The sequence below is a fragment of the Occallatibacter sp. genome, from assembly GCF_049582745.1.
Taxonomy (GTDB): Bacteria; Acidobacteriota; Terriglobia; order Terriglobales; family Acidobacteriaceae; genus Telmatobacter.
Genome location: NZ_JBAUUO010000148.1, coordinates 70,465 through 96,050, shown reverse-complemented (window position 1 = coordinate 96,050; position 25,586 = coordinate 70,465). Strand labels below are relative to the sequence as shown.

At 59.8% G+C, this 25,586-nt stretch carries 22 protein-coding genes; 12 read left to right on the top strand and 10 right to left on the bottom strand.

Going from position 1 to position 25,586, the window contains the following annotated elements:
- The first annotated feature begins 78 nt into the window (after positions 1 to 78).
- Positions 79 to 2,511: an ABC transporter permease gene (locus tag WCA10_RS21350; RefSeq protein ID WP_472824554.1), complete on the top strand. Its 2,433-nt coding sequence runs from the start codon at positions 79 to 81 to the stop codon at positions 2,509 to 2,511.
- Between the two features lie 148 nt (positions 2,512 to 2,659).
- Here the strand turns inward: WCA10_RS21350 and ribB are convergent, their stop codons facing one another.
- Positions 2,660 to 3,967 carry a 3,4-dihydroxy-2-butanone-4-phosphate synthase gene (ribB, locus tag WCA10_RS21345; protein WP_472824553.1) on the bottom strand — a complete coding sequence of 436 codons (1,308 nt, stop codon included), beginning with the start codon at positions 3,965 to 3,967 and terminating at the stop codon, positions 2,660 to 2,662.
- 116 nt (positions 3,968 to 4,083) lie between these two features.
- Positions 4,084 to 4,311 carry a hypothetical protein gene (locus WCA10_RS21340; RefSeq protein ID WP_026447189.1) on the bottom strand — a complete coding sequence of 76 codons (228 nt, stop codon included), beginning with the start codon at positions 4,309 to 4,311 and terminating at the stop codon, positions 4,084 to 4,086.
- Between the two features lie 305 nt (positions 4,312 to 4,616).
- Between WCA10_RS21340 and WCA10_RS21335 the strand changes: the two genes are divergently transcribed.
- From WCA10_RS21335 to WCA10_RS21325, 3 genes are all read left to right on the top strand, one after another.
- Complete coding sequence (locus WCA10_RS21335) at positions 4,617 to 5,216, top strand: hypothetical protein (protein WP_472824552.1); 600 nt, start codon at positions 4,617 to 4,619, stop codon at positions 5,214 to 5,216.
- 79 nt (positions 5,217 to 5,295) lie between these two features.
- Entirely contained in the window at positions 5,296 to 6,903 is a 1,608-nt protein-coding gene (locus WCA10_RS21330) for a phytoene desaturase family protein (RefSeq protein WP_472824551.1), read from the top strand.
- A gap of 226 nt (positions 6,904 to 7,129) precedes the next feature.
- Positions 7,130 to 8,536 carry an APC family permease gene (locus tag WCA10_RS21325; protein ID WP_472824550.1) on the top strand — a complete coding sequence of 469 codons (1,407 nt, stop codon included), beginning with the start codon at positions 7,130 to 7,132 and terminating at the stop codon, positions 8,534 to 8,536.
- An 87-nt stretch (positions 8,537 to 8,623) separates the two neighbouring features.
- Here WCA10_RS21325 and hutI read toward each other — a convergent pair whose 3' ends face one another.
- The 3 genes from hutI to WCA10_RS21310 all read right to left on the bottom strand — a co-directional run bounded on the left by hutI (position 8,624) and on the right by WCA10_RS21310 (position 12,649).
- A complete protein-coding gene (gene hutI / locus WCA10_RS21320) occupies positions 8,624 to 9,865 on the bottom strand; it encodes an imidazolonepropionase (protein ID WP_472824549.1) in 1,242 nt (413 codons plus the stop codon).
- Between the two features lie 644 nt (positions 9,866 to 10,509).
- On the bottom strand, positions 10,510 to 12,174 hold the full coding sequence (gene hutU / locus WCA10_RS21315; protein WP_472824548.1) for a urocanate hydratase: 1,665 nt from the start codon (positions 12,172 to 12,174) through the stop codon (positions 10,510 to 10,512).
- A 64-nt stretch (positions 12,175 to 12,238) separates the two neighbouring features.
- Complete coding sequence (locus WCA10_RS21310) at positions 12,239 to 12,649, bottom strand: ester cyclase (protein ID WP_472824547.1); 411 nt, start codon at positions 12,647 to 12,649, stop codon at positions 12,239 to 12,241.
- Positions 12,650 to 12,837: 188 nt separating this feature from the next.
- On the opposite strand from WCA10_RS21310, the gene WCA10_RS21305 reads away from it, so the two are divergent.
- The 6 genes from WCA10_RS21305 to WCA10_RS21280 all read left to right on the top strand — a co-directional run bounded on the left by WCA10_RS21305 (position 12,838) and on the right by WCA10_RS21280 (position 20,145).
- Complete coding sequence (locus WCA10_RS21305) at positions 12,838 to 13,512, top strand: hypothetical protein (RefSeq protein WP_472824546.1); 675 nt, start codon at positions 12,838 to 12,840, stop codon at positions 13,510 to 13,512.
- Between the two features lie 61 nt (positions 13,513 to 13,573).
- A complete protein-coding gene (gene ftcD / locus WCA10_RS21300) occupies positions 13,574 to 15,064 on the top strand; it encodes a glutamate formimidoyltransferase (protein ID WP_472824545.1) in 1,491 nt (496 codons plus the stop codon).
- Between the two features lie 277 nt (positions 15,065 to 15,341).
- Complete coding sequence (locus WCA10_RS21295; RefSeq protein ID WP_472824544.1) at positions 15,342 to 17,906, top strand: glycoside hydrolase family 31 protein; 2,565 nt, start codon at positions 15,342 to 15,344, stop codon at positions 17,904 to 17,906.
- A gap of 13 nt (positions 17,907 to 17,919) precedes the next feature.
- Positions 17,920 to 18,495 carry a DUF1990 domain-containing protein gene (locus WCA10_RS21290; RefSeq protein WP_472824543.1) on the top strand — a complete coding sequence of 192 codons (576 nt, stop codon included), beginning with the start codon at positions 17,920 to 17,922 and terminating at the stop codon, positions 18,493 to 18,495.
- A gap of 65 nt (positions 18,496 to 18,560) precedes the next feature.
- Positions 18,561 to 19,256, top strand: coding sequence for a phosphoribosylformylglycinamidine synthase subunit PurQ (purQ, locus tag WCA10_RS21285; RefSeq protein ID WP_472824542.1), 696 nt, complete (start codon positions 18,561 to 18,563; stop codon positions 19,254 to 19,256).
- A 31-nt stretch (positions 19,257 to 19,287) separates the two neighbouring features.
- The gene (locus WCA10_RS21280; protein ID WP_472824541.1) at positions 19,288 to 20,145 is read left to right on the top strand and encodes a tyrosine-protein phosphatase; all 858 of its coding nucleotides are present in this window, start codon (positions 19,288 to 19,290) and stop codon (positions 20,143 to 20,145) included.
- 23 nt (positions 20,146 to 20,168) lie between these two features.
- On the opposite strand, the gene WCA10_RS21275 is transcribed toward WCA10_RS21280, so the two are convergent.
- Positions 20,169 to 20,906, bottom strand: coding sequence for an SDR family NAD(P)-dependent oxidoreductase (locus WCA10_RS21275; RefSeq protein ID WP_472824540.1), 738 nt, complete (start codon positions 20,904 to 20,906; stop codon positions 20,169 to 20,171).
- A gap of 43 nt (positions 20,907 to 20,949) precedes the next feature.
- The gene (locus tag WCA10_RS21270) at positions 20,950 to 21,480 is read right to left on the bottom strand and encodes a carboxypeptidase-like regulatory domain-containing protein (RefSeq protein WP_472824539.1); all 531 of its coding nucleotides are present in this window, start codon (positions 21,478 to 21,480) and stop codon (positions 20,950 to 20,952) included.
- A 209-nt stretch (positions 21,481 to 21,689) separates the two neighbouring features.
- Between WCA10_RS21270 and ispG the strand changes: the two genes are divergently transcribed.
- The gene (gene ispG, locus WCA10_RS21265; protein WP_472824538.1) at positions 21,690 to 22,934 is read left to right on the top strand and encodes a flavodoxin-dependent (E)-4-hydroxy-3-methylbut-2-enyl-diphosphate synthase; all 1,245 of its coding nucleotides are present in this window, start codon (positions 21,690 to 21,692) and stop codon (positions 22,932 to 22,934) included.
- Positions 22,935 to 22,966: 32 nt separating this feature from the next.
- Here the strand turns inward: ispG and WCA10_RS21260 are convergent, their stop codons facing one another.
- Positions 22,967 to 23,383 (bottom strand): PIN domain-containing protein, encoded by a 417-nt coding sequence (locus WCA10_RS21260; protein WP_472824537.1) that lies wholly within the window; start codon positions 23,381 to 23,383, stop codon positions 22,967 to 22,969.
- Positions 23,380 to 23,688, bottom strand: a complete 309-nt coding sequence (locus WCA10_RS21255; RefSeq protein ID WP_472824536.1) for an AbrB/MazE/SpoVT family DNA-binding domain-containing protein — start codon at positions 23,686 to 23,688, stop codon at positions 23,380 to 23,382. Before WCA10_RS21255 ends, WCA10_RS21260 begins: the two co-directional genes overlap by 4 nt.
- Positions 23,689 to 23,826: 138 nt before the next feature.
- Here WCA10_RS21255 and WCA10_RS21250 point away from each other — a divergent pair, with 138 nt between their 5' ends.
- On the top strand, positions 23,827 to 24,333 hold the full coding sequence (locus WCA10_RS21250; protein ID WP_472824535.1) for a hypothetical protein: 507 nt from the start codon (positions 23,827 to 23,829) through the stop codon (positions 24,331 to 24,333).
- Positions 24,334 to 24,344: 11 nt separating this feature from the next.
- On the opposite strand, the gene WCA10_RS21245 is transcribed toward WCA10_RS21250, so the two are convergent.
- Positions 24,345 to 25,559 (bottom strand): glycosyltransferase family 2 protein, encoded by a 1,215-nt coding sequence (locus WCA10_RS21245; protein WP_472824534.1) that lies wholly within the window; start codon positions 25,557 to 25,559, stop codon positions 24,345 to 24,347.
- Between the last annotated feature and the right edge of the window lie 27 nt (positions 25,560 to 25,586).

The window sequence follows — 25,586 nt, the reverse complement described above, 5'->3', positions numbered from 1 at the left end:
TCCGCCAGATTCAGGTGCAACCGGTCATCGATTCAACTAGCAGTTCCCCATACCCCAAGTTTCCCGGAGGCAAAGGCAATGGGCATTCTCTTGCAGGACCTGCGATTCGCGGTTCGACAGATGGCAAAGAAGCCGGGCTTCGCGGCGGTGGTCGTTTTAACCATGGCGCTGGGCATCGGTGCCAACGCCGCGATCTTCAGCGTGCTTGATGCGGTGCTGCTGAGGCCGCTGCCGTACAGCAATCCAGATCGCCTCATCAAGGTCTGGACACGGTTTACCGGGATTGGCGCGCCCAATGATCAGAACTGGGTCTCGGCTCCGGAGTTTCGGGACTTTCAGCAGTTGAATAACAGTTTCAGCGATCTTGCGGCCATTGGATCCGGCTCGATCAATCTCGGGGTCAAGGGAAGTCCGCGGCGGGTGGTGGGCGCCTCGGTTACGCCCAGCCTCTTCCCCATGCTGGGTGTGCAGACGCTGCTGGGGCGCACGTTTCTGCCTGAAGAGGCGCAACCGGGACGCGATCACGAAGTGGTGCTCAGTTACGGGCTGTGGCGGCGCGTCTTTGGCGGGAATCGAAACGTGATTGGAAGCACGATCGACATCGACGGGGTTCCCATGTCGGTGGTGGGTGTGATGCCAGAGGGATTCGCCTATCCGGACGAGACTGAGATATGGGGACCGCTCGCCTTCTCGCCCGACGATTTGAGCGAGAAAAGCCGCGGGAACCACGGCTTTGAAGTGCTGGGCCGCATGAAGCCGGGACTTTCGCTGGCGCAGGTGCAATCGGATATGGACCGCGTGGGCAAGACAATCATCGAACAGCACGGTTCTTATCCCTACCAGAAATTCAATTTTGGGATCATCCTGCATCCGCTGCTGGAGGAAACGGTGGGCGATGTGAAGCCTTCGCTGATTGTGCTGATGGCGGCCGTGGGGCTGGTGCTGTTGATCGCATGCGCGAATATCGCCAATCTTCTGCTGGTGCGGTCGACGGAGCGGCAGCAGGAGATGGAGACCCGCATGGCATTGGGCGCGAGTGGCTCGCGCTTAATGAGGCAACTGCTGACGGAAAGTGTTGTGCTAGCGTTTGCCGGAGGTGTTGTGGGAGTGGCTATCACCCCATGGATATTGCATGAGCTGGTTCGAATTGCGGCGAAGTCGTTGCCGCGCGCGGTGCACACATCGATTGACGGCAGGGCGCTGCTTTTGACTGCGGCGATTTCGCTGGCGACCGGAATTCTGTTTGGACTGGCGCCCGCATTGCAGGCGGGCCGCAAGCGCGGATTCGAAGGACTGAAAGGCGGGAGAAGCACGGAAGGCAAACGGCCGAAGCGACTGCGGAGCGTGCTGGTGATTTGTGAAACAGCACTATCGCTGCTGCTGATTGCTGCGGCGGGTCTGCTGATTCGAAGCTTTGCCGAGATTCTGAAGGTGGATCCAGGCTTCCGCCCGGATGGAGTGCTGACGATGCGGGTGGCGCTGCCGGATGCCGTCTACAGCAAACCGGAACAGGTGCGCGGATTCTATGCGGATCTGCTAGGACGGGTGCAGGGACTGCCGGGCGTGCAGGCAGCGGGTGCGGTTTCCGCGCTGCCATTGAGCGGCCAGGGCGGGTCGGGCACCACAACGATTGACACGCAATCGGTTCCTCTGGAGAAAACGACTCCGGAAGCCGATCAGCGCGTGGTGACGCCCGACTATTTCAAGGCAATGGGCATTTCGGTGGTTCGAGGCCGTGCATTCGAGGCTCGCGATTCTGATACGGCGGCTCCCGTTGCCATCGTGGACGAGAGCTTGGCGCAGGAATTTTGGCCGAATCAGGATCCAGTGGGAAAGCACCTGCATCCCGGAGGTCAGCGGTCAACAGTTCCGTGGGCGACAGTGGTTGGGGTGGTAAGGCACGTGCACAACAGGACGCTTGAAGCGCGTTCGCGCGTGGAGGTTTATTGGCCGGAGAACCAGCGACCATCCGGTGCGATGACGCTGGCGGTGCTGGCGTCAGGGAATCCGATGAACCTGGTGCCGACGATCCAGAGAGAAGTCTCGGCGATCGACCCGGATCTGCCCGTTTACAAGGTGAGTTCCATGACGGAGGTGATGGGCGAGTCGCTTGAGCGGCGGCGCCTGGCGCTGATCCTGCTGGCGGGATTTGCAGGGCTGGCGCTGGTGCTTGCTGCGGTAGGAATTTATGGCGTGACTTCGTACGGAGTTGCGCAGAGGCATAAGGAAATTGGCTTGCGCATGGCCCTTGGCGCTGACCGCGGCGACGTGCTGGGCATGCTCATCCGAAGCGGCATGGCGACCATCGCCATCGGATTGGGTCTCGGCCTGGGCCTGGCGCTCTTTCTGACACGATTGATGAGCGAATTGCTGTTTTCCGTTCGGCCGTGGGATCCGGTGGCGCTCAGCGGCGCTGCGGCTCTGCTGATGATGGCGGCGCTGCTCGCGATTTTTATTCCGGCGCGGCGGGCGACGAAGGTGAATCCGATGGTGGCGCTGCGGTACGAGTGAGGAAGGCCGCGCACAAGGCTGCAGATTTGGCTGAGGGAAAGGGATCAGTTGCCGATATCGCCAATCCAAAGGCGCGGGCCTAAAGCCAGCTGAATGAGATAACTCTCTTCAGAGGCCTGAAGGCCGCTGCTCCTTCCGCGCGAGAGCTTCACCGCTCAACGCGGGTGCAGTCTTCGACGGGAATGGGGACCTGTTCGACGATTTCCAGGCCGAAGCCTTCTAACGCGGGAATGTGCATGGGGGTGTTGGAGAGCAGGCGGATGCGCTGGATGCCGAGGTCGGAGAGGATCTGGCCGCCGAGGCCGATGGCGCGGAGGATGCGGCCGCTGCGGGCCTGCGAGCCCTCGCGGGTGCGAAGCTGCTGATGAAGGACGAGATGGTTGGCGGTTGCGGCGGAACCGTCAGAAACAGCGGTGGCGGTTTGATCGAAGGGCGGTGCAGTGGCAGGGATCTTGTCGATCTCGAATCCGCGGGAGGTGTTGTGGAGGTAGAGGATTGCGCCGCAGCCTTCTTCGGCGATCATCCGCATGGAGTTGTCGAGGACTTCGCGACAGTGGCAGTCGGCGGCGAAGACGTCGCCGGCGGTGCAGCGCGTGTGTACGCGGACGAGAACGGCGTGGGAGCACGGAGGGCGGCTGGTGCGCGGATCGCCGGGGATGTTGGCCGGTCCGTCATGGCAAGCGGGACAACTGGGGCACAGATCGCCGCGCACGAGGGCGATGTGGCTTTCGCCGCCGTTGACCTCGCTCTCGTAGGCGATCATGCGGAATTCGCCGTATTTGGTCTGGATGCGAGTCTCGCCGGCGCGGACAATGTAGCGCTCGTGGCGCAGGCGGTAGCGGATGAGTTCGGCGACGGTGAGGATGCGGAGATTGTGCTCGCCGCAGAACGGGATGAGGTCTGGGATGCGAGCCATCTCGCCGTCGTCGCGCATGATTTCGCAGATGACCCCGGCAGGCTTGAGGCCGGCGAGGCGGGCGAGGTCGACGGAAGCTTCGGTCTGGCCGGCGCGAACGAGGACTCCGCCCTGGCGGGCGCGGAGAGGAAAGATGTGGCCGGGGCGGACCAGGTCGCTCGAGGTGGATCGGGGATCGATGGCGGTGCGGATGGTATGCGCGCGGTCAGCCGCGGAGATGCCGGTGGTGACACCCTCGCGGGCTTCGATGGTCTCCGTGAAGGCTGTGCCAAAGCGCGAAGAGTTCTGCTGCGTCATGGGAAAGAGGCGCAGGTGGTCGGCGCGCTCTTCAGTGAGGGTGAGGCAGACAAGGCCGCGGCCGTAGCGGGCCATGAAATTGATGGCCTCGGGCGTGACGTGTTCCGCAGCGAGGGTCAGGTCGCCTTCGTTTTCGCGGTCCTCGTCATCGACGACGACCACCATGCGACCGGCGCGAATGTCGGCAATGGCACCCGGGACATCGGTGAATGGAGCTTCGAAGGTGCGCGCGCTTTCAGGCATCGGAAACAGCTTTCATTCTCGCCGATTGGGAGGCTATAGGCAAAGAACGTTACTTAAGGGCAACAAAAACGCCACCCGAAGGCGGCGTTCTTGTTGACAGCCAGAGATGCGGAATTCTACAAAGTAGACTCAATCTCAAAGCCCCAGGCTTCAAGGAGCGCCTCAGGAATGTACTTCGAATTTTTGTTCCGACGGGCCCACTCACGAAGGCGGGTGGAACGGATGTACTGATCCGGGGTGAGCTTGAACTCCTTGACGATCTGTTCAAAGGAGGTCACGGTGGGGACAACTGGGCCGATGGGCTCAGGCTTGCCCCAATTCGGATTTCCTCTACGTTTTGCCATTTGGTTTTGTTTTCCTTAGAAAGGAGTGGAGTTCTTGGTCCCAACTTGCCTCGGGCGACGGGCTGGGGATCCTTACGGCCCTAAGGCGACTCGATGGTTCTATTTTAGGGATTTTTTCTTCAAAAATCAATAGCAAAGCTGGTCATTTTAAGCGTTTTCTTGTCGCAAAGTATTCAGAAGTTAATCACTACACCTATCTCATTCCTAAAGGCTTACAGACTGTTTTTTGGGTGCCGGCGCGGGTTTGATCTCGATTTGATATGCCAAAATGACCGCCGGACCCGTTTTGATGGCACCATAACGTTATGAACAAATGTCAGTGGGTGCTGGCCGGGGCGCTTCTGCTTCTGGTGGCCGGAGCAATGCGCTGTGGCGCCGTGGAGTTGCGGGTAAGCCGGGAAGCCCTGGAAAGAACGTTGAAACAGCAGCTATTTAGCGGGCCGGGCGGTCGGTTCTACTTGAAGGGATCGGAACGGACGGGGTGCTGGGTGTATGCAGACGATGCGAAGGTCAGCTTTGTCCAGGACCGGATCCTGGTGAAGGTAAAGACGCGGGCGCGCATGGGTAAATCGATGGGCGGCGCCTGTATCGGGATCTCGCTTGCGCCGACGGCCGAGGTCTCCGTAGCGCCATACGGGGAGGGCGAATCCATCGGGTTCCGCGACGCGCAACTGATCAAAGTGAGCGACCAGCGGGAGCTGAATTTTCTGCTCGCGCCCTTCCTGAGCCGGCAGGTGCCATCGAGCATGAAGGTAGATGCCGCAGATTTACTGCGCAAGGCGCTGGAGGGTTCAACGGCGTCGTCGGGGTACAAGGTGACGCTGGAGAAGCTGAAGGTGCACTCAATGCAGATTGTGGCCGACACGCTGGTGGTGGATGTGGATGGAGATATCAGCGTCAAGTGAAGGTGCTGCGGAGTCTCACAAAGTAGTGGCTCCGCGATTCAATTCGAGTTTTCATCGCCGGATGTTAACGTAATTTTCTATGAGCTCCCCTACAGCGGCGGTACTGGGCGAGATCGGACTGCCGGCACCGATTCGCGAACTGGCGGCGAAGACCTGGGATGTGATTGTGGTCGGTGCCGGCCATAACGGCCTGGCATGCGCTGCGTATCTGGCGAAGGCGGGTAAACGCGTTCTGGTGATTGAGAGCCGCGTGCGTGTGGGCGGGGCTTGCACGATTGAGGAGCCATTTCCCGGAGTACAGATGTCGCCGTGCGCGTACCTGGCGGGACTGCTGCATCCGCTGGTGGTGGAGGAGTTGGAGCTGCCGCGACGGGGGTTTGAGTGGACTCCGGCGGTGAATGGACTGTTTGTTCCCTTTCTCGATGGGTCGAGCATTCAGCTCTGGGACGACGATGCGCGCTGCGAAGCGGAGGTGCGGAGGCTCGCTCCGGATGATGTGAACGGTTTCAACGCGATGAGCGACGTGATCCGGCGGCTGCGTGATGCGCTGAGGCCAGCCGGCGAAGACGATTTGTGGATTGACGAGGCACCGACGCGCGAACAGATTGAATTGCTGCTGGGCGATGACGTTGAGGCGCGGGCGGTGCTGTTCGAGTGGTCGATGGCAGAGTATGTGGAGCACTATCTTCGCGACGAGCGGCTGCAGGTGGCCTATCTCGGCCAGGGCGTGATTGGGACGAATGCGAGCCCGTTCGACCCGGGGACAGCGTCGATCCGCTTTCACCACTCTTCGGGGCGCCTGGGCGGCATGCCGGGGATGTGGGGCTATGTGAAGGGCGGCATGGGAATGGTGTCGTTCTACTTTTGCGATGCGGCGCGCGAGGCTGGGGCAACGGTGGTGTCGGGTGCGCCGGTGGCAGAGATTCTGCCCGGCGAAGGCGTAATTCTTGAGGGTGGCGAACGAATTCAGGCACGCGTGGTGGTCTCGAATGCGGACCCGCGGCGGACGCTTGGGCTGCTGGGTGGGGCGGCGGATGCGGGCTGGAGAAAGCGCGTGGAGGACGTGCCGATCGAGGGCTGCACGGTGAAGTTGAATGTGCACTTGAATGAGCTGCCGAACTTCAAGGCGCGGCCAGGAACAAACGAAGCGCACCATTACGGACAGATCAACGCCCCGCTGACGAAGGAAGAGTGGAAAGCGGGATTCTCGGCGGCGAGGCGCGGGGAGTTGCCGGAGCATTTGTGGTGCGAACTGTATTTTCAGAGCGTGCACGATTCGTCGGTGGTTCCTCATGGCACACACACGATGAGCGTGTTTGCGCAGTATGTGCCGTATACCTTTGCGCAGGGAATCTGGGACGAGCGGCGCGACGAAGTGCGACGGCTCGCGATGAAGTCGCTGGCAAGATTCTGCAGCAATATCGGCGATGGCGGGATAGATTCAGCGGTGATCGATGCGCAGGTGCTGGGTCCGCCGGATATTGAGAAGAAGGTGGGACTGACGGGCGGACATATCTTCCAGGGGGAGTGCCTGCCGCAATACATGTGGGCGAACCGGCTGAGCGCGCGAACGCCGATGAAGGGGATTTATTTGTGCGGGGCGTGCACGCATCCGGGGGGCAGCGTGATCGGGATCAACGGGCGGAATGCGGCGATGGCAGTGCTGAAGGATCTGGGTGGGAAGTAGGTTCTGGGTCTCTGCCGAAGGTCGTTGCGCGTGACGAAGAAAGATAACCGCGGATCCTCCGACTTTGCTGCGCTTCGCTCAAAATGCCAGGGGTCCGGTAAGGATCGGCAGCAGCTGAAATTGGAGTGATTGAAGACTGTGGATGACCTACGCGCTGACGCACCGTTCAACGCGGTAGCGGATTTAGATTTCTTGACGCGCGCGGCTCTGCTATGCTGCGACGCACATGGCTTCGGCTACAGCACTGAAACGCGGCATCCGGTTTCGCGACCTGGCGCTGTTCTACGTCGTGGTGGCGCTGAATGTGCGCTGGACTTCGACAGCTGCGGCTGCAGGGCCCAGCATTCTCCTCATCTGGGTGGCGGCACTGACGTGCTTTTTTATTCCGCTGGCGGCGAGCGTGATGGAGCTTTCGTCGCGGCATCCTGAAGAAGGCGGCATCTACGTTTGGACGCGCACAGCGTTCGGTGACTTCACTGGGTTCGTGGCGGCGTGGATGTACTGGATGAGCAACCTGCCGTTCTTCGCGGGGGTGCTCTACTTTGGCGCTGCGTCGGTGCTGATCGCGTTCGGGCCGCGCGCCGCACACTTGAACAGCAGCCCGCTGTATTTCATGGGATTCGCGACATTCTGGCTGACGATCATCATCGTGCTGAATATTCGCGGCGTGGATGCAGGCAAGTGGCTGAATAATGTTTGCTCGATCGGAAGCCTGGTGCCGCTCGCCCTGCTGATGATGATGGCGGCGGTGTCGTGGATGCGGTTTGGGCCGGCGACGCAATTCACAGTGGCGAGCATGACGCCGCACTGGTCGCTGGATAATGCGGTGTTCTGGTCGGGAGTATTTTTCGCGTTTGGCGGCGTGGAGGCGGCGAGCGCGATGGGGGACGAGATTCAGAATCCGCGGAAGACGATGCCGTGGGCGATCCTGGTGGGTGGCACGATTGTGACGCTGGGGTATATCGGCGGAACGATGGCGCTGCTGGTGGCGCTGCCGAGCGATGCGGTGAGCGGTCTGCAGGGATTTGTGAGCGGCGTGCAGATGCTGAGCGCAAAGCTGGGACTGGGATGGATGCTGGTGCCTATTGCGCTGCTGGTGGGCGTGAACAGCGTAGGCTCGACAGCGGCGAATTTGTCGTCTACTTCGAGGCTGCCGTTTGTGGCAGGGATCGATCATTATCTGCCGCCGGTGTTCGGATCGATCCATCGCCGCTATCGAACGCCGTGGGTGGCGATCGGCGTGTATGGGCTCGCGAGTGTACTGGTGGCGATCCTGGGGCAGACGGGAACGACCGTACGCGGGGCTTACGACGTGCTGGTGAGCATGGCGGTGATCTCGTATTTCATTCCGTACCTGCTGCTGTTTGCGACGATGATCCGGCTGCAATGGGAGCCGGCGGGACCGAATGTTCGGCGGGTGCCGGGGGGAAAGCCGGTGGCGATTGCGCTTGGAGTGGTGGGGTTTGTCGCGACGGGAACGACGATCGTGCTGTCACTGTTTCCGGGGGCGGATCAACCGGACAAGGTGATGGCGGTGGTGAAGGTGGTGGGAGCTACGCTGGTGCAGCTGGGGTTGGGTGTGGGGATTTTTGTGGCGGAGAGGAAAAGGGCGCGGGAGCACCTGGTTGTGTGAGGGGTGCTGGGCAGCGCGCCGTCGCGGCGCATTTACCCGAAGAACAAATGCAAGTTCCCTGCGGTCGGTCGGAATGACACGGCTGTATTAAACGGCTACTTCGCGGCCAGCGATGAAAACTCTTGGGCGAAGAGGGGCGGCGATGAAGTAGGCGAGTTCGCGGTAGTCGGCAAATTCGTGGATGACGAAGTCGGCTTGCTTGCCTGTTTCGAGTGAGCCGATTTCCGCGCCGAGGCCGAGCGAGTGGGCGGCGTTGATGGTGGCGGCCGTAAGGGCTTCGGCGGGTGACAAGCCCATCTGCAGGCAGGCCAGCGAGAGCATGAAGGGCATGGAGGGGACTGGCGAGGAGCCTGGATTGAAGTCCGTGGCGAGGACGATGGCGAGGCCAGCTTCGATCATCTTGCGCGCGGGCGGATATTGCGTGCGGCTGAGGGCGAAGACCGAGCCGGGCAGAAGGACGGGCTGGGTGCCTGCCGCCCACAAATGGAAGAGGTCTTCATCCTCGATGGCTTCGAGGTGGTCGGCAGTAGCGGCGCCGAGGATCGATGCCATTACGGCGCTCGTGCCTGATCTGAATTGTTCCGCGTGAACACGAAGTCCAAGGCCATTTCGTGCTGCGGCAGTCAGTACGACATGTGCCTCTTCTGCGGAGAAGGCATGGTCATCGCAGAACACGTCGCAATATTTCGCGAGTCCGAGTTTGGCGACTTCGGGGATGAGTTCTTCCGAGACGAAACGGACGTAGTCGGCGCGGTGGTCTTTGCATTCGGGCGGGACGGTGTGAGCGGCTAGCAGCGTAGGGACGATTCGCACCGGGCCTTCTTCGTTGAGGCGGCGAATCACGCGGAGCATTTTGAGTTCGGTGTCGCGATCGAGGCCGTAACCGGACTTCGCTTCTAACGTCGTGGTGCCGGAGCGGAGCATCCAGTCGCGGTGGCGGCGGGCGGCGGCGAGTAACTCATCTTCAGTAGCGGCGCGGGTGAGGGCTACGGTGCGCAGGATGCCTCCGCCGGCGGCGGCGATCTGCTGGTAGGTGGCGCCGGCGATGCGCTGTTCGAATTCGGCGGCGCGGTTTCCGGCGAAGACGAGGTGGGTGTGGGCATCGACGAAGCCGGGGGTGACGCAGCCGTGATTGCCGTCGATGATGGTTGCGTTGGACGGAATTTGGGATTTGAGGGCTGAGTATGGGCCGGTTGCAATGATGCGGTCGTCTTCGATGAGGAGAGCCGCATCGTTGATGATGGCGAGGTCGCCGAGTTCCCTGCCGGTGCGTGGGCGTTGGGAGCCGGAGAGGGTGATGAGTTGGCCGATGTTGACGATGGCGATCATGGTGAGCTTGCCGGTGTTTGTGAATTAGCGAGTCAGCGGCGCTTCGCGCCTGTTAGCGGAGTTAACTAGTTAAGCGATTTGTGCCTGACTGAGTATTGAGGTTTCCCACCCATCCCGCAAACGGCGCAGAATGGTTGTGGCATGTGGCGGAGAAGCTAATAGTAAGTATCAACTCGATCAACTTTCCATGCTCCTCCCTGACGCTGCATCCGCACCCAGAGAGGGTCGCCGAGGCGGGTTTTGGGGCGAAGCACCCAGAACCTCACTAGAGCAGTATTGCCCGTCACACTTCTGCCTGTAAGCTTCCATGAAGTGACCGTCGCTTCCGATACCTCGGGGCAGTATTCCGCACCGGTTGAGAGAACTATGCACTTCCCCGATTGCTCTGCGCCGACTACCTCGATGGCGATTTTTTCTGAAGACCTATCGCGGAAGGGATTCCAGAGAGCAACACGTTCCGCGTCGACCGGATCTTCGCAATCGCACGCCACTGAATGCGATTCAATGTAGCGCAGTCCTATCCAGCCACTGCAAATCAAGACAACAAGCGTCAAGCCTATGAATCCTGATGCTGCTTTGTGCCTTGCGATCCAACTCACGCCTGGATTATAGGACCAGACGCCACCCGGTCCTCTTGTCAGCACCTATTCTGCCATGGGGATGTGAATTCCCTTTTCTCTGGCGGTTTGCTGGGCTGACTCGTAGCCGGCGTCGGTGTGGCGGGCAACGCCTATGCCGGGGTCGTTGTTGAGCACGCGGGCAATTTTGCGGGAGGCCATATCAGTCCCGTCGGCTACGGTGACCTGGCCGGCGTGGAGGGAGTAGCCCATGCCTACGCCGCCGCCGTGATGGAAGCTGACCCATGTTGCGCCGGAGGCGGTGTTGAGAGCGAAGTTCAGCAGAGGCCAGTCTGCTACGGCGTCGCTGCCGTCGAGCATCTTTTCAGTTTCGCGATAAGGGCTGGCGACGGAACCGGTGTCGAGATGATCGCGACCGATGGCGATGGGCGCGGAGATCTTTCCCTTCTTGACCAGGTCGTTCATGGCTTCGCCCATCTTGGCGCGATCGCCATAGCCGAGCCAGCAGATGCGCGCTGGCAGTCCCTGGAAAGCGAAGCGGCCGCGGGCCAGGCGCATCCAGCGGGTGAGGATTTCGTTGTCTGGGAAAAGTTCGAGAGCGAGATCGTCGGTGACGTCGATATCTTTGGGATCGCCGGAGAGCGCGACCCATCGGAATGGGCCCTGCCCGGTGCAGAAGAGCGGACGGATGTATTCAGGGACGAAGCCTGGGATGAGGAAGGCGTCGGCGCAGCCGGCGTCGAAGGCGAAGCGGCGGATGTTGTTGCCGTAGTCGAAGGTGACGGCGCCGGCGCGCTGGAGGGCGAGCATGGCGTTGACGTGGACAACCATGCTGGCGGTGGAGCGGCGGACGTATTCCTCGGGATCGCGATGGCGCAAGTCCGCGGCTGCGGCGACATAAAGTCCTTGCGGCACGTAGCCGTTGAGCGGGTCGTGGGCGCTGGTCTGGTCGGTTACGACGTCGACCTGGACGCCGCGGCGCACGATTTCGGGAAGGATGTCGGCACAGTTACCGACGAGGCCGACGGATAGCGCGCGGCCTTCGCGGCGCGCCAACTCGCAAAGCCTGAGCGCCTCATCGAGATTTTCTGTGAGAGTGTCGCAATAGCGTGTTTCCACGCGCCGTAGAATGCGGCTGCGATCGACATCGATGGCCAGGACGACGCCGTCGTTCATGGTGACGGAGAGCGGCTGCGCGCCACCCATGCCGCCCATGCCGCCGGTGACGACGAGCTTGTGTTTCAGGGTTCCGCCGAAGTGGCGCTCGGCGAGGGCGGCGAAGGTCTGGAATGTGCCCTGCAATATCCCTTGCGTCCCGATGTAGATCCACGAGCCGGCGGTCATCTGTCCGTACATCATGAGGCCTTTGCGATCGAGTTCGTTGAAGTGATCCCAGGTCGCCCACTTCCCTACCAGGTTGGAGTTGGCGATGATGACGCGCGGCGCCATTTCGTGGGTGGGAAAGACGGCGACGGGCTTGCCGGATTGGACGAGGAGCGTGTCTTCAGGACCGAGGCGCTCGAGTTCGCGAACGATAGCGTGAAAGCACTCCCAGTTGCGCGCGGCTCGACCAATGCCGCCGTAGACGACGAGGTCCTGGGGACGCTCGGCGACTTCGGGGTCGAGATTGTTCATGAGGCAGCGGAGTGCGGCTTCCTGCTGCCAGCCTTTGCAGCGGAGAGTATTGCCGCGAGGGGCGCGAATGATGGGGGACGCGGTGCTGGTGGTCATGAAGGACTCCTGCGAGCTTGCCAGATTGAGAATATACCGGCGCCGAGGGAGTTGCAGCGTCCGACTATGATGGTGTGGCCGTAAGCTGGCGACGATAATCGGCCGCATCAAAGTGGCCTTCGGATTCGCGGATGAGCCCGTCCGGATCAAATAGCCAAGATTCAAAGCCGCTGATGCGAACAGGATTTCCGGTGCCACCGGGGCCGGTATTGGTGCCGGTCAAAGTCCAGTGATATTCGGTGCGATCGACGCGCTCTGTGATGCGGTCCATGAGGATCCGGAGATCGGGAAAGGCGCTCATAAAGGATTGCGCAGCCGCGGTAATAGCAGCCTGGCCAATGGAGGGAGTGCCCTTGTTGATGGTGAGGGAGCCGTCGGGTGAAAAGAATGACGCAACACTGGCGGCGTTCTGACTGCACCATGCGGCGGTGTATTCGAGCGCAAATTGTTGTTTAGATGTTGATATCTCGGGCATGGATGAACATCGTTTCACGGATGGGTATGAAAAGGAAATGCTTTTCAGGTGCAAATGAGATATGTATTCTGGCGAGGCCTGTAATCAAAACGAATGGGACGATTTGATTTGGGGCGAACCAGGATGCTCGACCGCATTCGTCTTTTCCAACACAGCCGAGGGTCAGAAACGCTAGAGGAGCTTTAGGAATGGAACGCGCATACCGCAATCTCGCATACGTTTTGCTTGCGCTTCTCCCTATCTTCGTCGCGGGCTTCTGGATCCCATATTTATCTGAATTCCCCCACTTCGAAGCATCGATCACCTGGGCAGTTCATGTGCATGCGCTGCTGCTCTTCTGTTTTCTCGCGTTGTTGATCATTCAGCCATTTGCGATCCGGTACAAGGCGTTTTCGCTCCATAGAAAGTTAGGAAACCTCTCGAATATCCTGATGCCGTTCATTCTGATCTTTTCCGTTGCGATGGTCTGGAAGGAATATCACGAACATCTGGCGGATGGAGTTTCAACCGCAGCGGCTCGCAACGATGAATTTCTGTCGACCATCCAACTCTTGCTGCAGGCCGTCTTGTACGGTCTTGCGATCGCGACTATTCGAAAACGAGATGTGGCGGCACACATGCGGTACATGATTTGCATCGTGTTGGTGGTGATGCCCGCCGGGCTTGCGAGGACGCTGGGATATTGGTTTGACTTTCGACAGTCCTCGTCACAGACCGTGTGCCTCGCGCTTACCGACATTATTCTCGCGGCATTGATCGTGTACGACAACCGCGGTCATCGGAAAGTGCGACCTTACGTAGAGACACTCTGTGCTTTCGTTTTCATCGAAGCCGTCTGGATCGCCCTTGGGCGACCAATCTAGCAACCACGCGGTTCGAGCGAAAGATAGGGTGCTGAAGCCCTGCTGATTTATCCTTTCCCTCGTGCCAAACACATTAGTGGAGTGCGTACCGAATTTCTCTGAGGGGCGCGACAAGGCGAAGGTAGATGCCATTGTCGAGGCCATGAAGGTGCCTGGAGTTTACCTGCTCGATCGCGAGATGGATGCGGATCACAACCGGTGCGTGATCACGCTGGTGGGCGAGCGGGAGGCTATCCAGGAAGCTGCGATTCGCGGAGTGGGCAGAGCTGCGGAGCTGATCGATCTGACGCAGCATCAGGGCGCGCATCCGCGTATGGGCGCGGCGGACGTGGTGCCGTTTATTCCCATCGACGGCGTGACACTGGAAGACTGCGTGGCGATGGCGAAGCATGTGGGCGCGGAGATCGCGAAGCGGTTCGCGATTCCGGTGTATCTGTACGAGGCCGCCGCGGCGACTCCGGTGCGGCAGAATCTCGAAAATATACGGCGCGGGCAGTTCGAAGGCATACGCGCGGAGATTGAGACGAATCCGGCACGCAAGCCGGATTTTGGCGAGGCGAAGGTGCATCCCACCGCGGGTGCGACCGTAGTGGGAGCGCGGAAGTTTCTGATCGCCTACAACGTGTTTTTGAATACCGCGGATGTCGATGTCGCGAAGAAGATTGCGAAGGCGGTGCGCGCATCTTCTGGGGGATTTCGGTTCGTGAAGGGTGCGGGGTTCCTGGTGCGCGGGATGGCGCAGGTTTCGATGAACCTGACGGACTTTGAACAGACGCCGATTGCGCGCGTGTTCGAGACGGTGAAGCGCGAGGCGGCCCGATATGGCGTGATGCCGGTATCGAGCGAGATTGTGGGACTGATACCAAAATCGGCAATCGAGCAGGCGGCGGAGTGGTTCTTGCAGGTGGAGAACTTTGATTCCTCGCTGATTCTGGAGAACCGGCTGGCGGCGGTGATGGGCGGCAAGACCGCAGTGGGAGGATTGCGCGCAGGTGTTGAGCCGTTTATCGAGCAGTTGGCTGCGCCGACCGCGACTCCGGGGGGCGGCAGCGCGGCAGCAGCGAGCGGCGCGATGGCTGCGGGGCTGGCGCACATGGTGGCGGCGATGTCTCGGGGAAAGAAAGCCTACCTGCAATATGAGGCGCAATTGAGCGAGGCGATCGGACGGCTGGCGACGCTGCGGGAGGAGTTGAAGGCGGCGATCGATGCGGATGCCGAGTCGTACAACGTGGTGATGAAGGCGTATCGCGCTGCGCGAGAGACTGATGACGGCGGCGTCGGTGTGAACGCGGCGCTCAAGCAGGCAACGAGTGTGCCGCTGGGAGTGGCCGAGCGTGCGGCAGAGGTTGCGCGGATTGCGGAAACGCTGAAGCCGATCACGAATCCGAATATGGCTTCGGATCTGACGACGGGGATTGCGCTGGCACAGGCCGCGCTGACGGGTGCGCTGTCGAACGTGGAAATCAACGTGGGATCGATGAAGGCGGGGTTTGCTGAGGATGATGCGTTTGCGAGTCAGGCGCGAGCGCGGGCAGCAAGGCTCAAGGCGTAGGTTGGTTGCAGTTTTAGCGAGTTGGCTGCGCTTCGCGCCATAGCAGGTCAGCAGTTTAGCTAACTTGGGTTTGTCGAGTTTCGTGGTTTCCCACCCTTGCGACAAAGACAAAGGCGTCGCAAGGATGGGGCACCCGGCCTGGCTGAAAGCTTTTGAAGCGCAGGGTAGCAGGGGCTAAAGACCGTCTCAATTCTCGCGAATTATGGCACGACTGAAGTCATGCCCTGCTACAAGTGATTGAGGCAGCAGTTTGTTCTTCGTTCTGCAGAGGTGAAGAGTGCATCGAGCAGGAGGTTTCTATTTTGGTGTTTTTGTTGTTCTGTTCTTAGCCGCAATGTCACAACTGAGTATGGTCGCCGGGGCGCAGCAGAAGACTGCGTTTGTGCGGTTGGAACGTATGACGGGCTCGCGGGCGCTGGCGAACGGGATCGAGATTCGCTCCGGTGTGGCGGTCATGCAGATTACAGCACTGCGCGATGACGTGATTCGGGTGCGCGTAGGTCCGGCGGGACAACTTCCGGAGGACGCTTCGTGGGCGGTACTTCCCTCTTCGCGTACGGCGAGCGCGAATGTGTCGCCGGAGTCGAATGGATCGGCGGTCGGGTTCAAGACGGCGAAGCTGCATGTGGCTGTGCACAGAGATCCGTTTGGCCTTTCGGTCACTGACAATGCGGGCCACGTGATTGCACAGGATCTCCCCGGAAGGCCGATTGAGTATCACGGCGCTTCGTTCCGCGTGTACATGAAGTCACCGGCGGAGGAGCACTACTTCGGCCTGGGCGACAAGCCGGGACCGCTGGATCGACGCAACGAGGCTTTCACTGACTGGAACACGGATGCGTTCGGCTGGCAGCAGTCGACCGATCCGATTTACAAGTCGATTCCGTGGTTCATCACCTTCAACAAGGGCGTGTGCGCGGGAATTTATCTCGATAACACCTGGCGAGCGAGCTTCGACTTCAACAAGGAATATCGCGACGCGTACTCATTCGGATCAGAGGGCGGGCCACTGGATTTTTATATTCTCTACGGGCCTGACCCGAAGGACGTGGTGGAGCGGTGGGCATGGCTTGTGGGGACGACGCCGATGCCGCCCATGTGGGCGCTGGGCTATCAGCAGTCGCGTTATAGCTACTATCCCGAGAGCGAAGTGAAGCGAATTGCGGAGCGGCTGAGGAGCGAGCGCATTCCCGCCGATGTGATCTGGCTGGACATTGATTACCAGTACAAGAACTGGCCGTTCACTGTGGACCCGGTTCGCTTCCCCACATTCAAGCAGATGATCAAGGATCTGCGCGCGGAACATCTGCGGACGGTGGTGATTACGGATCTGCATATCGCCGATCAGCCGCTGGCGAAGTACAAGCCGTTTGAAGAAGGGATCGCCGGCGATCATTTTGTCAAGAATCCGGACGGGACGATTTATGAGGGCGTTGTGTGGCCGGGCAAGGCCGTGTTTCCTGATTTTACGCGGAAGGTTTCTCGCGACTGGTGGGGGACGCTGTACGCGGATTTTGTGAAGCAGGGAGTCGCGGGCTTTTGGAACGACATGAATGAGCCGGCGATTTTTCTGGTGCCATCGAAGACGATGCCGGACGATGTGCAGCACCGGATCGAAGAGCCGGGATTTGCAAAGCGCGTAACCAATCACCTTGAAGTGCACAACATTTACGGGATGCAGAACTCGCGCGGGACTTTTGAAGGGCTGCTGAAGCTGGAGCCTAATCTGCGGCCATTTGTGATGACGCGGGCGAGCTTTGCGGGCGGGAACCGGTATGCGGCGACATGGACCGGAGACAATTCAGCGACGTGGGACCATCTGCGGCAGACGACGCCGCAACTGCTGAACCTGGGGCTGAGCGGTTTTGCGATGGCGGGCGCGGATGTGGGTGGTTTTGCGGGTTCTCCGCAGCCGGAGTTGCTGACACGTTGGCTGGAGGTGGCGGCGTTCCATCCCATCGATCGCGACCACACGGCGATGGGCGCACTTCCGCAGGAGCCGTGGGAGAACGGCACGGCAGAGGACGTGAGCCTGCGACGGCGCTACATCGAGGAGCGCTATCGGCTGATGCCGTATCTCTACACCACGGCCGAGGAGATGAGCCGGACGGGGCTGCCGATCATGCGACCGCTGTTTCTGGAGTTTCCGCATGGCGAGGCCGACGGTGGGCCCCTGGACCTGAGCACAGGCAATGCCTTCATGGTGGGGCCGGATCTGCTGGTAGCGCAGAGTCCGTATCCGGATGAGCAGGACGACTTCCAGGTGGCGTTGCCGCCTTCGAGTTGGTACGACTACTGGACGGGTTCAAGAATCGATCCAACTTCGGGGCGTAAAGGTATTGATAATGCGGCAATTGCACAACCGGAAGTTCACATCCATCGAACCCTGGAGACGCTGCCGGTATTTGTGCGGGCGGGATCGATTCTACCGGAACAGCCGCTCGTGCAAAGTACGGATGAGAAGCCGGAGGGACCTTTGACGCTGCGGGTATATCCGCCGACGACGCTGGGGGCCGACTGTGAAGGATCGCTGTATCTGGATGATGGAGTGAGCTACGACTTCAAGCAGGGCGACTACTTGCGGGAGCAGTTTGCGTGCCGGCTGAGCGCGCAGGGATTGATTGTGACGGTGGCTCCGCGCACGGGCAATTTCCAACCCTGGTGGAAGCTGCTGTCAATTGAGGTGTATGGCGTGACGAAGCCGTACTCGGGAGCGTCGGTGACGGCGCTGGACCGTCCGGGAGCGGCGCCGATCTCGACCAGCTTTGATGCGGAGCATCACCGGGTAACTGCGCTGGCGCCGGATAATCCGAACGGACTGCAACTGCAACTGACATACTGAATGCGTGTTCAGGTTGACGAAGCCGACGACCGAGGAGATGGGGCGTCTGGTTGAAACGGCGTCTCGCGTCCTGTTGAAGCCTGACTATCTGAACGTTGAGGGTCGATTGCTGACGGGGCAGGCGCTTTCCGGGTTTGAGATCGACCAGATGCGAACACAGATCGGCACGGGCAAGCAGGCGTTTGAGAATGCGATTCGCGGCTTTGAGAGCTGGATGCAGTTTGACCTGGGCTGGGTGCGGATTGCGAATCCTACAACGCGCATTGAAGTTGGAGCAATCGCGGCAGTGGGGGTTCGCAGCCTGGGGCTCTGGTCGTTGAACCTCAGCCAGCTTGTCGAAACGGTTCGGACGGGCACTCATTTCGGATTCGTGTACAAAACGACCCCGAATCACGTTGAAGACGGCGAAGAACGGTTTGTACTCACCTATGAATCATCTACAGGCGGGGTCTGGTATGAGACAGAAGCAGTGTCGCGGCCGCGGGACGTGCTTGCACTCTTCGGATACCCGGTGACACGAGCATTTCAACACCGGTTTGCACGAGATTCGCACCGACGGATGCGGGAAGTCTCCTCAATGAGTTCTTGACTCCTATTAAGACGCGTATCCGAGGATCTGGCATGTTGCACCGCTGAAACTGGTACCCTAGAGGCATGAAATTCGGCGTTCTGGTCTTTCCCGGCTCCAATTGCGATCACGACACTTACAACGTGATTGCGGAGATTGCGCACCAACCCGTAACGATGCTCTGGCATGATTCGGAGGATCTGAAGGGCGTGGATGCGGTGCTGGTTCCGGGCGGGTTTGCGTATGGGGACTATCTGCGCACTGGGGCGATTGCGCGCTTCTCGCCGGTGATGCAGTCGGTGCAGAAGTTTGCGGCCGGCGGCGGGCTGGTTCTGGGCATCTGCAATGGATTTCAGATCCTGACTGAATCGGGGCTGCTGCCTGGGGCGCTGATGCGCAATGCAGGGCTGAAATACATCTGCAAACAGGTACATCTTCGCGTGGAGACAGCAAACAGCCCATTTACAAATCAGCTCACCAAGGGCGAGGTGCTCGAGATTCCCATCGGCCATATGGAGGGCAATTACTTTTGCACTCCGGAAGAACTGAACCGTCTGGAAGGAGAGGACCGAATTGCGTTTCGGTATGCGACACCGCAAGGCGAGATCACCGCGGAAGCGAACCCAAATGGATCGTTGAGCAATATTGCGGGAATCCTGAATGAGGGCCGGAACGTGCTGGGAATGATGCCGCATCCGGACCGTTCGAGCGACAAACTGCTAGGCTCTGCAGACGGCTGGAAGATCTTCGCATCCATGGTGGAAGCACTGGCAACCCGCTGAGCGGTGCGAAGGACGTAGAAAGCCGGGACCCATGATCGACATTCACACCCATTTGATTTACGGCGTCGACGACGGTTCACCTGATCTGGAGACTTCGGTCGAGTTGATCGGCACGGCGATCAGCGAAGGTGTGACGCATCTGGTATGCACTCCGCATGCAAGCGAGCGCTATCCCTACCAGCCGGAGGTGAACCAGCAGCGACTCGCGGAGCTCAGAGCACGGGTTGGCAACACCGTCAAACTCAGCCTTGGCTGCGACTTTCATATGAACGCGCAGAACATTGCCGATGCCCTCGAGAATCCCTTCCGGTACTCCATCGACGGGAAAGGTTATCTGCTGGTTGAATTCCCAGATATGCTGATTCCGCATCAGCTGACCACCGCGTTGAACCGGCTGCGGAACGCGGGGTACACGCTCATCATTACGCACCCTGAGCGGAACCCGGTATTGCAGCATGACCCGGAGGTGCTGGCAGAGTGGATGCGGGACGGGTGCCTCGTACAGGTAACATCGGCGTCGCTGTACGGCCGATTTGGCCGCAATGCGAAGGCGTTTGCGGATGCACTGCTGGAGCGCAACTGGATTCATTTCCTGGCCAGCGATGCGCATCATCCGAAGTGGCGGCCGACGCACCTGAAGAAGGGCTACGACTACGTGGCAGCGAGGGCGGGAGAGGATACAGCGCACCGGCTGTACGTCGCGAATCCGCGCGCGGCGGTTGAGGGTGGGAAGTGGCCGGTGCAGCCGGAACCCATTGGGCTATGGGAGGGTAAGCCGCTGAATTTTGAGCTGCAGTCGGAACCGAGAGGCCGGCAGCGAGACGGGGATGGGTCTCAACCAGCAAAGAACAGTGGCAAAGGATTCTGGAAGCGATTGTTTTCGCGGTGAGAATCTCTCTTCTCTAGCGCAGGTTAGAGGCCGAGGCCGCCGTCGACGGTGAGTACCTGCCCGGTGATGAAGTTGCTGGTGGCCGCGAAGAAGGCCACGGCTTCAGCTACATCCTTCGCGGCGCCGTTACGCTGCATGGGTGTTTTGGCGGCGAATCTTTCGGTGACCGGCTGCCCCTTGTCTTCGTCGAATTCGATCCACCCCGGAGCGACACAATTGACAGCAACTTCAGGCGCGAAGGATTTAGCCATGGCCTCGGTGAGCATGTGCAGCGCAGCCTTCGAGGCGCAGTAATGCGCGTGGCCGGGCCAAGCGCGCAGGCCGCCCAGTGAGCCGATGTTGATGATGCGGCCATGAGAGGCGCGCAGATATGGCAGGGCCTCGCGGGCGACGAGAAACGGGCCTCGCGCGTTTGTTTCAAATACGGCGTCCCATTGATCGAGGCTCATCGTGTCGAGGGGGACAGATTCGTAGATGGCCGCGTTGTTCACCAGAATATTGAGATGCCCCTGGAAGTTGATGCAGTTGGCGACAGCATAGCGCACCGACGATTCAGAACGCACGTCGCATTCAAGAGCGATGGCTTGCCTGCCTAGCTGGTGAATGAGTTGGAGAGTGTCTTCGGCTTCTGTTTTGGAATTGCGGTAGGTAATGGTCATGTCGGCGCCCGCGGATGCCAGCTCAAGCGCGATGGCGCGACCGATGCGCCGTGCGCCACCGGTGACCAGCGCCGCTTTTCCGAGGAGGGGTTGGCTGATCATGGCGGCGCTCGCACTGGTTTGGTTGCGGTTCAGGGTTGGTGGATTACTGCGGTTTCGATGGCGGATTGCTCGACGGGCTACCAGAATCTTCGGGCTTGTCCTTCGACGCGTCCTTCGGGGAATCCGAATTATCTTTCTTGTCGTTCTTCTCGGCGTCCTGTTCGTGGTTCTTGTAGATGGAGTACTGCTCTCCGGGGCGCTTGAGGCGAATGCCGAACGTGAGGTCCGCCTTGTCAATCATGTAGTCCTGGCCGTAGGTCTTGTAGCCCTTGGCGATGATCTGGAGACGCATTTTTGAGCCTGTTGGAAGGACGTCAATGACCGATTTTCCATCCTCATTGGTCTTGAGTTCCATGTTACCTTTTTCGCCAAGGAGCTGAAAGATGACCGCGGCGTTCTCGATTGGCTTGGAGTCGGTATCGCGAACGACGGTGACCTCGATGTGGGAGGTTGGCGGCGGGGGTTTGTACTTGCGGCCGCGGTGGGCTGAATCCTGCGCGGAGAGGCTGATACCGGAGACTGCCACGAGGGCGACGGCGAGGGTGAGAGAGCGAAAGGAAGAACAAGACAACATGCGAGTATTGTATCCGCTGGCGTGCGTTCAGAGCGAGAGATGAGCCGGGCCCGGGAATTGGGGATTTGAGCGAGCTTGGCGGGAAGATTCTGATTTGAAGTTGTTTGCGGGCGTGCCGAGAGTGAAGGGATCTCTGGGTTGGTCCCACCAGGGATTGAACGAGTTTAGGAGAGTCCGCGAGCAGGTAAACTGGAAAGGAAGAGGTCGCTATGCCAGAGATTCAGCGCAGGAAGACACCCACGGTCAAGATCGGCAACGTTCGCGTTGGCTGGGAGGTGCCGGTGGTGGTGCAGTCGATGACCAATACCGACACCGCCGACGCTGCCGGAACCATCGAGCAGGTAGCTGCGCTGGCGATGGCCGGATCAGAGATCGTGCGCGTTACGGTGAACAATGAAGAGGCCGCAGCTGCGGTTCCGGCGATCATGGAGGGACTGGACAAGCGCGGGATTCGGGTGCCGATCGTGGGCGACTTCCACTACAACGGTCATCTGCTGCTGAAGAAGTTTCCGGAGACGGCAAGGGCGCTGGCAAAGTATAGGATCAATCCGGGCAACGCTTCGATCGGAAAGAAGGACAACGACAATTTTCAGGTGATGGTGGAGTGCGCAGTTGAGAACCAGAAGCCGGTGCGTATCGGCGTGAACTGGGGGTCACTGGACCAGGCGCTGCTGACGCGCATGATGGACGAGAACAGCAAGAAAACCGATCCCCTTCCCGCGCGCGACGTGATGATGGAAGCGATGGTGGTGAGCGCGCTGGAGTCGGCCAAGGCCGCCGAGCGCTTCGGACTGCGGCCGGATCAGATCATTTTGTCGGCGAAGGTGAGCGGGGTTCGCGATCTGATCGATGTGTATACGAATCTGGCGTCGCGCTGCAATTATGCGCTGCACCTTGGGCTGACCGAGGCCGGCATGGGAGCGAAGGGGTTGATCGCGTCGACAGCCGGGCTGGCTCCGCTGCTGCTGGCTGGAATTGGCGATACGATTCGCGTGAGCCTGACGCCGAAGCCGGGAGGAGATCGCACCGAAGAGGTGCAGGCGGCGCAGCAGATTCTGCAGTCGCTCTCGATTCGCAGCTTTATGCCGCAGGTGACCAGTTGCCCAGGATGCGGGCGCACCACGAGCACATACTTCCAGGAACTGGCCGAGCAGATCCAGAGCTACTTGCGCACGTCGATGCCGGAGTGGCGGAAGAAGTATCCGGGCGTGGAAGAGCTGAAGCTGGCGGTGATGGGATGCGTGGTGAACGGGCCGGGCGAATCGAAGCATGCCAATCTTGGCATCAGCCTGCCGGGCACGTTTGAAGAGCCGAAAGCGCCGGTGTACGTGGATGGGAAGCTCTACACGACGCTGCGCGGCGACACGATTGTAGCGGAATTCAAGACCATTCTCGATACCTACGTGCAGAGCCACTATGGGCAGAAGCGCGAGGACCTGGTGGGGACGCGGTAAAGACAGAGAATAGGATTCGGCGCCCGCAACTCTTAGGATGCCGAAGGCGCGCGGAAGGGATTCTCGATTCGCAAGCCTTCAACAACCTGTCCGTGCTGCAAGTCTTCAGTCAAGAGCTTCGAGCACCGCGCCTCAACTGCGGCGGCTACGATCAGGCCATCCCAAATGGAAAACCCGTATCTATTGCACAAAGCCAGAGCATGCAGGTGCGTTTCGATGCTTTGAGGTCTGGGGTTCCCACAGAGAATCACGATGTTCTCGATCACTCGTTGAACTTCCACCCAGTTCATTGCAAGCTTGACCCGTGCCACCGACGCGAACTCATTTAAAACCTGAACACCTACCACTCCGCCGTCAAGCAGCAACTGCCTCGCGGTTGCGGTTCGATGGTCCCCTTCGCTGCTGGCATAGACAAGAACATTTGTGTCCAGGAATACGTCTCCGCTCATCGCGCCCTCTGGCCCTTGCCTTGGCTCTTGTTCTGGTTCTCGCGTCGCATCATGCCACGATCATGGATCTCGTCGCGATTGAACTTATAGTCAGGTGGAAGCGGCCGGGCCAGTTTCCGGATCGCTTCAATCGCATCCTGGCGCCGAAGGTCCCGGGTGACTTCGAAAGAGTGGTCCCCGGTCACTCTGATTTGCGCATCCTCGTCAGGAGAGATCCCCAGCTTTGCGACCACCTCGGCAGGAATTCGTACGGCTATGCTATTGCCCCATTTTGCGAATTTCAGAGCGCACCTCCGGATATACATTTAAATTGTATATCATTAATATGTCATTTGTATATCCGGCAGGTAACGCTAATATTTATCTGAGATCGATGCGATTTCCATTACAAACTCCGCCCGTTGTGCGCTAGGATTCTCGCATTCCCCGGAATGTGAGTTGCAATGGGGCGCCTGGCGCTGATTCTCTTGTTGTGTCCGCTGGCGGTCTCCGCCGCGCATCCGAAACCTTGCATAAATCAGGATGACGCCGCAAAGCTGGTCAACAAGGATGTGTGCATTAATGCGCATGTCTACGACGTGGTGGAGTTGGCGGATGGGACGCGTTTTCTGGATGTGTGCCCGCCAGATACTCCGGATGAGAAGTGCCGGTTCACGATTGAGAGCCTGCGGGAGGATCGCTATGAGGTAGGCGAGCTGCGCAAATTCCGCAATAGCGATGTACATATTCGCGGCATGGTGCAGCCAATGCATGGGCGCAACGGGATGCTGCTGAGCCATGCGCGGCAATTCTATGGAGGGCCTCCGAAGTTCAAGCCGAATCCGAAGCTGCTGCGCGGATTCTCGGGCGATCAAGCGAAGCCGCCGGTTGGCGATCCGAATCTGCGGCCGCATGGCGGGCATCGGGCGTTCATGAATTCGCGGGATCAGGAAACTCTACCCGGCAAGTAGCCCTGCGGGCGCTATCGAATGCGCCACGGGATCATGGCCCGCTTGAGTTCAGCCAGCGGATAGAGGGTGCCGCGCCATGCCACGCCTCCGCGTTTGATGGTGAGAAACATCGAGCGCATGAAGGACCACGCCAGGATCAATACCGTTGGCGCGTAGAGAATCGCGAGCCTCGGAGAAATGCCATTCAGTTTCCGGTTTGCATAGAAACTCATTGCGACGCTGCCATAGAGCGTGAGGCACGCGCCCACGCCCCACGGTCCTGCTGTGAGCGCCAAAAGCGGCACCACGGCCTGCAACACAAGCATGACGGAAGATGCGACTGTTATCCCAATACTGTAGCGATTTCCGGCGAACGCGTTCTTCTCAAGCAAACGGACGATTCCCAGCGGGCCTTGAATCCACGCAATCTTTACGAGCCCGGGCCCCAGCACCATCATCGATTTCCGATGCAATTCGTTTTTCACAAGCCAGCCTAGCGATATGTCTTCCACAATCTCCATGCGCAAGCGCTTCATGCCGCTGAAAGCTTCGACAGCATCAGCGCGCAGCAGGTTGAAACCGCCGACGCCGAAGAAGTCTTTTGCGTTAGGGTCCTGAACTTTCCACATGCGTGCAGCCCATTGACCAAGAGCCTGGATCGACCCTTGCACGCCTGCCGCCAGCACGCCTTCATGCGTCAAGGTGGGAACGAGGACGAAATGATCCGCACCTGTTTTCGTGGCCGCGCGCAGCGCCAGTTCCAGCGCATCCGGCGCGAAGTTGACGTCTCCATCGGTGAAAAGGAGCCATGGGGCCTGAGCGCGCGCGACGCCGAGGGCCAGAGCGTGTGGTTTTCCAAGCCAGCCCTGAGGCAGTTCTCGATTGTGGATGACCTCGAGGGTGTTCTGGCTATTGTGCGAACTCGATGCCACCTCATCCATAAGCCGGCCGGTGCGATCTTCCGAACGGTCGTCGATGGCGACGATCTGCGCACGAACCCCGTTGGAGTGAAGGAGCGATTTGAGAGTCGTCTGAATTGAATCCTGCTCGTCGCGTGCAGGAACGATAACGGTGACATCGGGGCCAGGGCTTGCGGGCAATGCCGGGAATTGATCTTTGTCAATTTCGGTCAGATCCAGGACCGACGCCATTCCGCGCAGGGCCGTCACGGAGCGATACAGCCAGCTCATTGCCATCAGCCACGCCAGAACGATCAGCGTGAACCGAAGCACCTCAATGGAAGCCATGCTGCAAGTATTACGCACGGCGGGAGG

Excerpts from the sequence above, each read along its gene's own strand:
- WCA10_RS21350 (WP_472824554.1), top strand. The coding sequence starts at position 79 with ATGGGCATTCTCTTGCAGGACCTGCGATTCGCGGTTCGACAGATGGCA.
- ribB (WP_472824553.1), bottom strand. The coding sequence starts at position 3,967 with ATGCCTGAAAGCGCGCGCACCTTCGAAGCTCCATTCACCGATGTCCCG.
- WCA10_RS21340 (WP_026447189.1), bottom strand. The coding sequence starts at position 4,311 with ATGGCAAAACGTAGAGGAAATCCGAATTGGGGCAAGCCTGAGCCCATC.
- WCA10_RS21335 (WP_472824552.1), top strand. The coding sequence starts at position 4,617 with ATGAACAAATGTCAGTGGGTGCTGGCCGGGGCGCTTCTGCTTCTGGTG.
- WCA10_RS21330 (WP_472824551.1), top strand. The coding sequence starts at position 5,296 with ATGAGCTCCCCTACAGCGGCGGTACTGGGCGAGATCGGACTGCCGGCA.
- WCA10_RS21325 (WP_472824550.1), top strand. The coding sequence starts at position 7,130 with ATGGCTTCGGCTACAGCACTGAAACGCGGCATCCGGTTTCGCGACCTG.
- hutI (WP_472824549.1), bottom strand. The coding sequence starts at position 9,865 with ATGATCGCCATCGTCAACATCGGCCAACTCATCACCCTCTCCGGCTCC.
- hutU (WP_472824548.1), bottom strand. The coding sequence starts at position 12,174 with ATGACCACCAGCACCGCGTCCCCCATCATTCGCGCCCCTCGCGGCAAT.
- WCA10_RS21310 (WP_472824547.1), bottom strand. The coding sequence starts at position 12,649 with ATGCCCGAGATATCAACATCTAAACAACAATTTGCGCTCGAATACACC.
- WCA10_RS21305 (WP_472824546.1), top strand. The coding sequence starts at position 12,838 with ATGGAACGCGCATACCGCAATCTCGCATACGTTTTGCTTGCGCTTCTC.
- purQ (WP_472824542.1), top strand. The coding sequence starts at position 18,561 with ATGAAATTCGGCGTTCTGGTCTTTCCCGGCTCCAATTGCGATCACGAC.
- WCA10_RS21280 (WP_472824541.1), top strand. The coding sequence starts at position 19,288 with ATGATCGACATTCACACCCATTTGATTTACGGCGTCGACGACGGTTCA.
- WCA10_RS21275 (WP_472824540.1), bottom strand. The coding sequence starts at position 20,906 with ATGATCAGCCAACCCCTCCTCGGAAAAGCGGCGCTGGTCACCGGTGGC.
- WCA10_RS21270 (WP_472824539.1), bottom strand. The coding sequence starts at position 21,480 with ATGTTGTCTTGTTCTTCCTTTCGCTCTCTCACCCTCGCCGTCGCCCTC.
- ispG (WP_472824538.1), top strand. The coding sequence starts at position 21,690 with ATGCCAGAGATTCAGCGCAGGAAGACACCCACGGTCAAGATCGGCAAC.
- WCA10_RS21260 (WP_472824537.1), bottom strand. The coding sequence starts at position 23,383 with ATGAGCGGAGACGTATTCCTGGACACAAATGTTCTTGTCTATGCCAGC.
- WCA10_RS21255 (WP_472824536.1), bottom strand. The coding sequence starts at position 23,688 with ATGTATATCCGGAGGTGCGCTCTGAAATTCGCAAAATGGGGCAATAGC.
- WCA10_RS21250 (WP_472824535.1), top strand. The coding sequence starts at position 23,827 with ATGGGGCGCCTGGCGCTGATTCTCTTGTTGTGTCCGCTGGCGGTCTCC.
- WCA10_RS21245 (WP_472824534.1), bottom strand. The coding sequence starts at position 25,559 with ATGGCTTCCATTGAGGTGCTTCGGTTCACGCTGATCGTTCTGGCGTGG.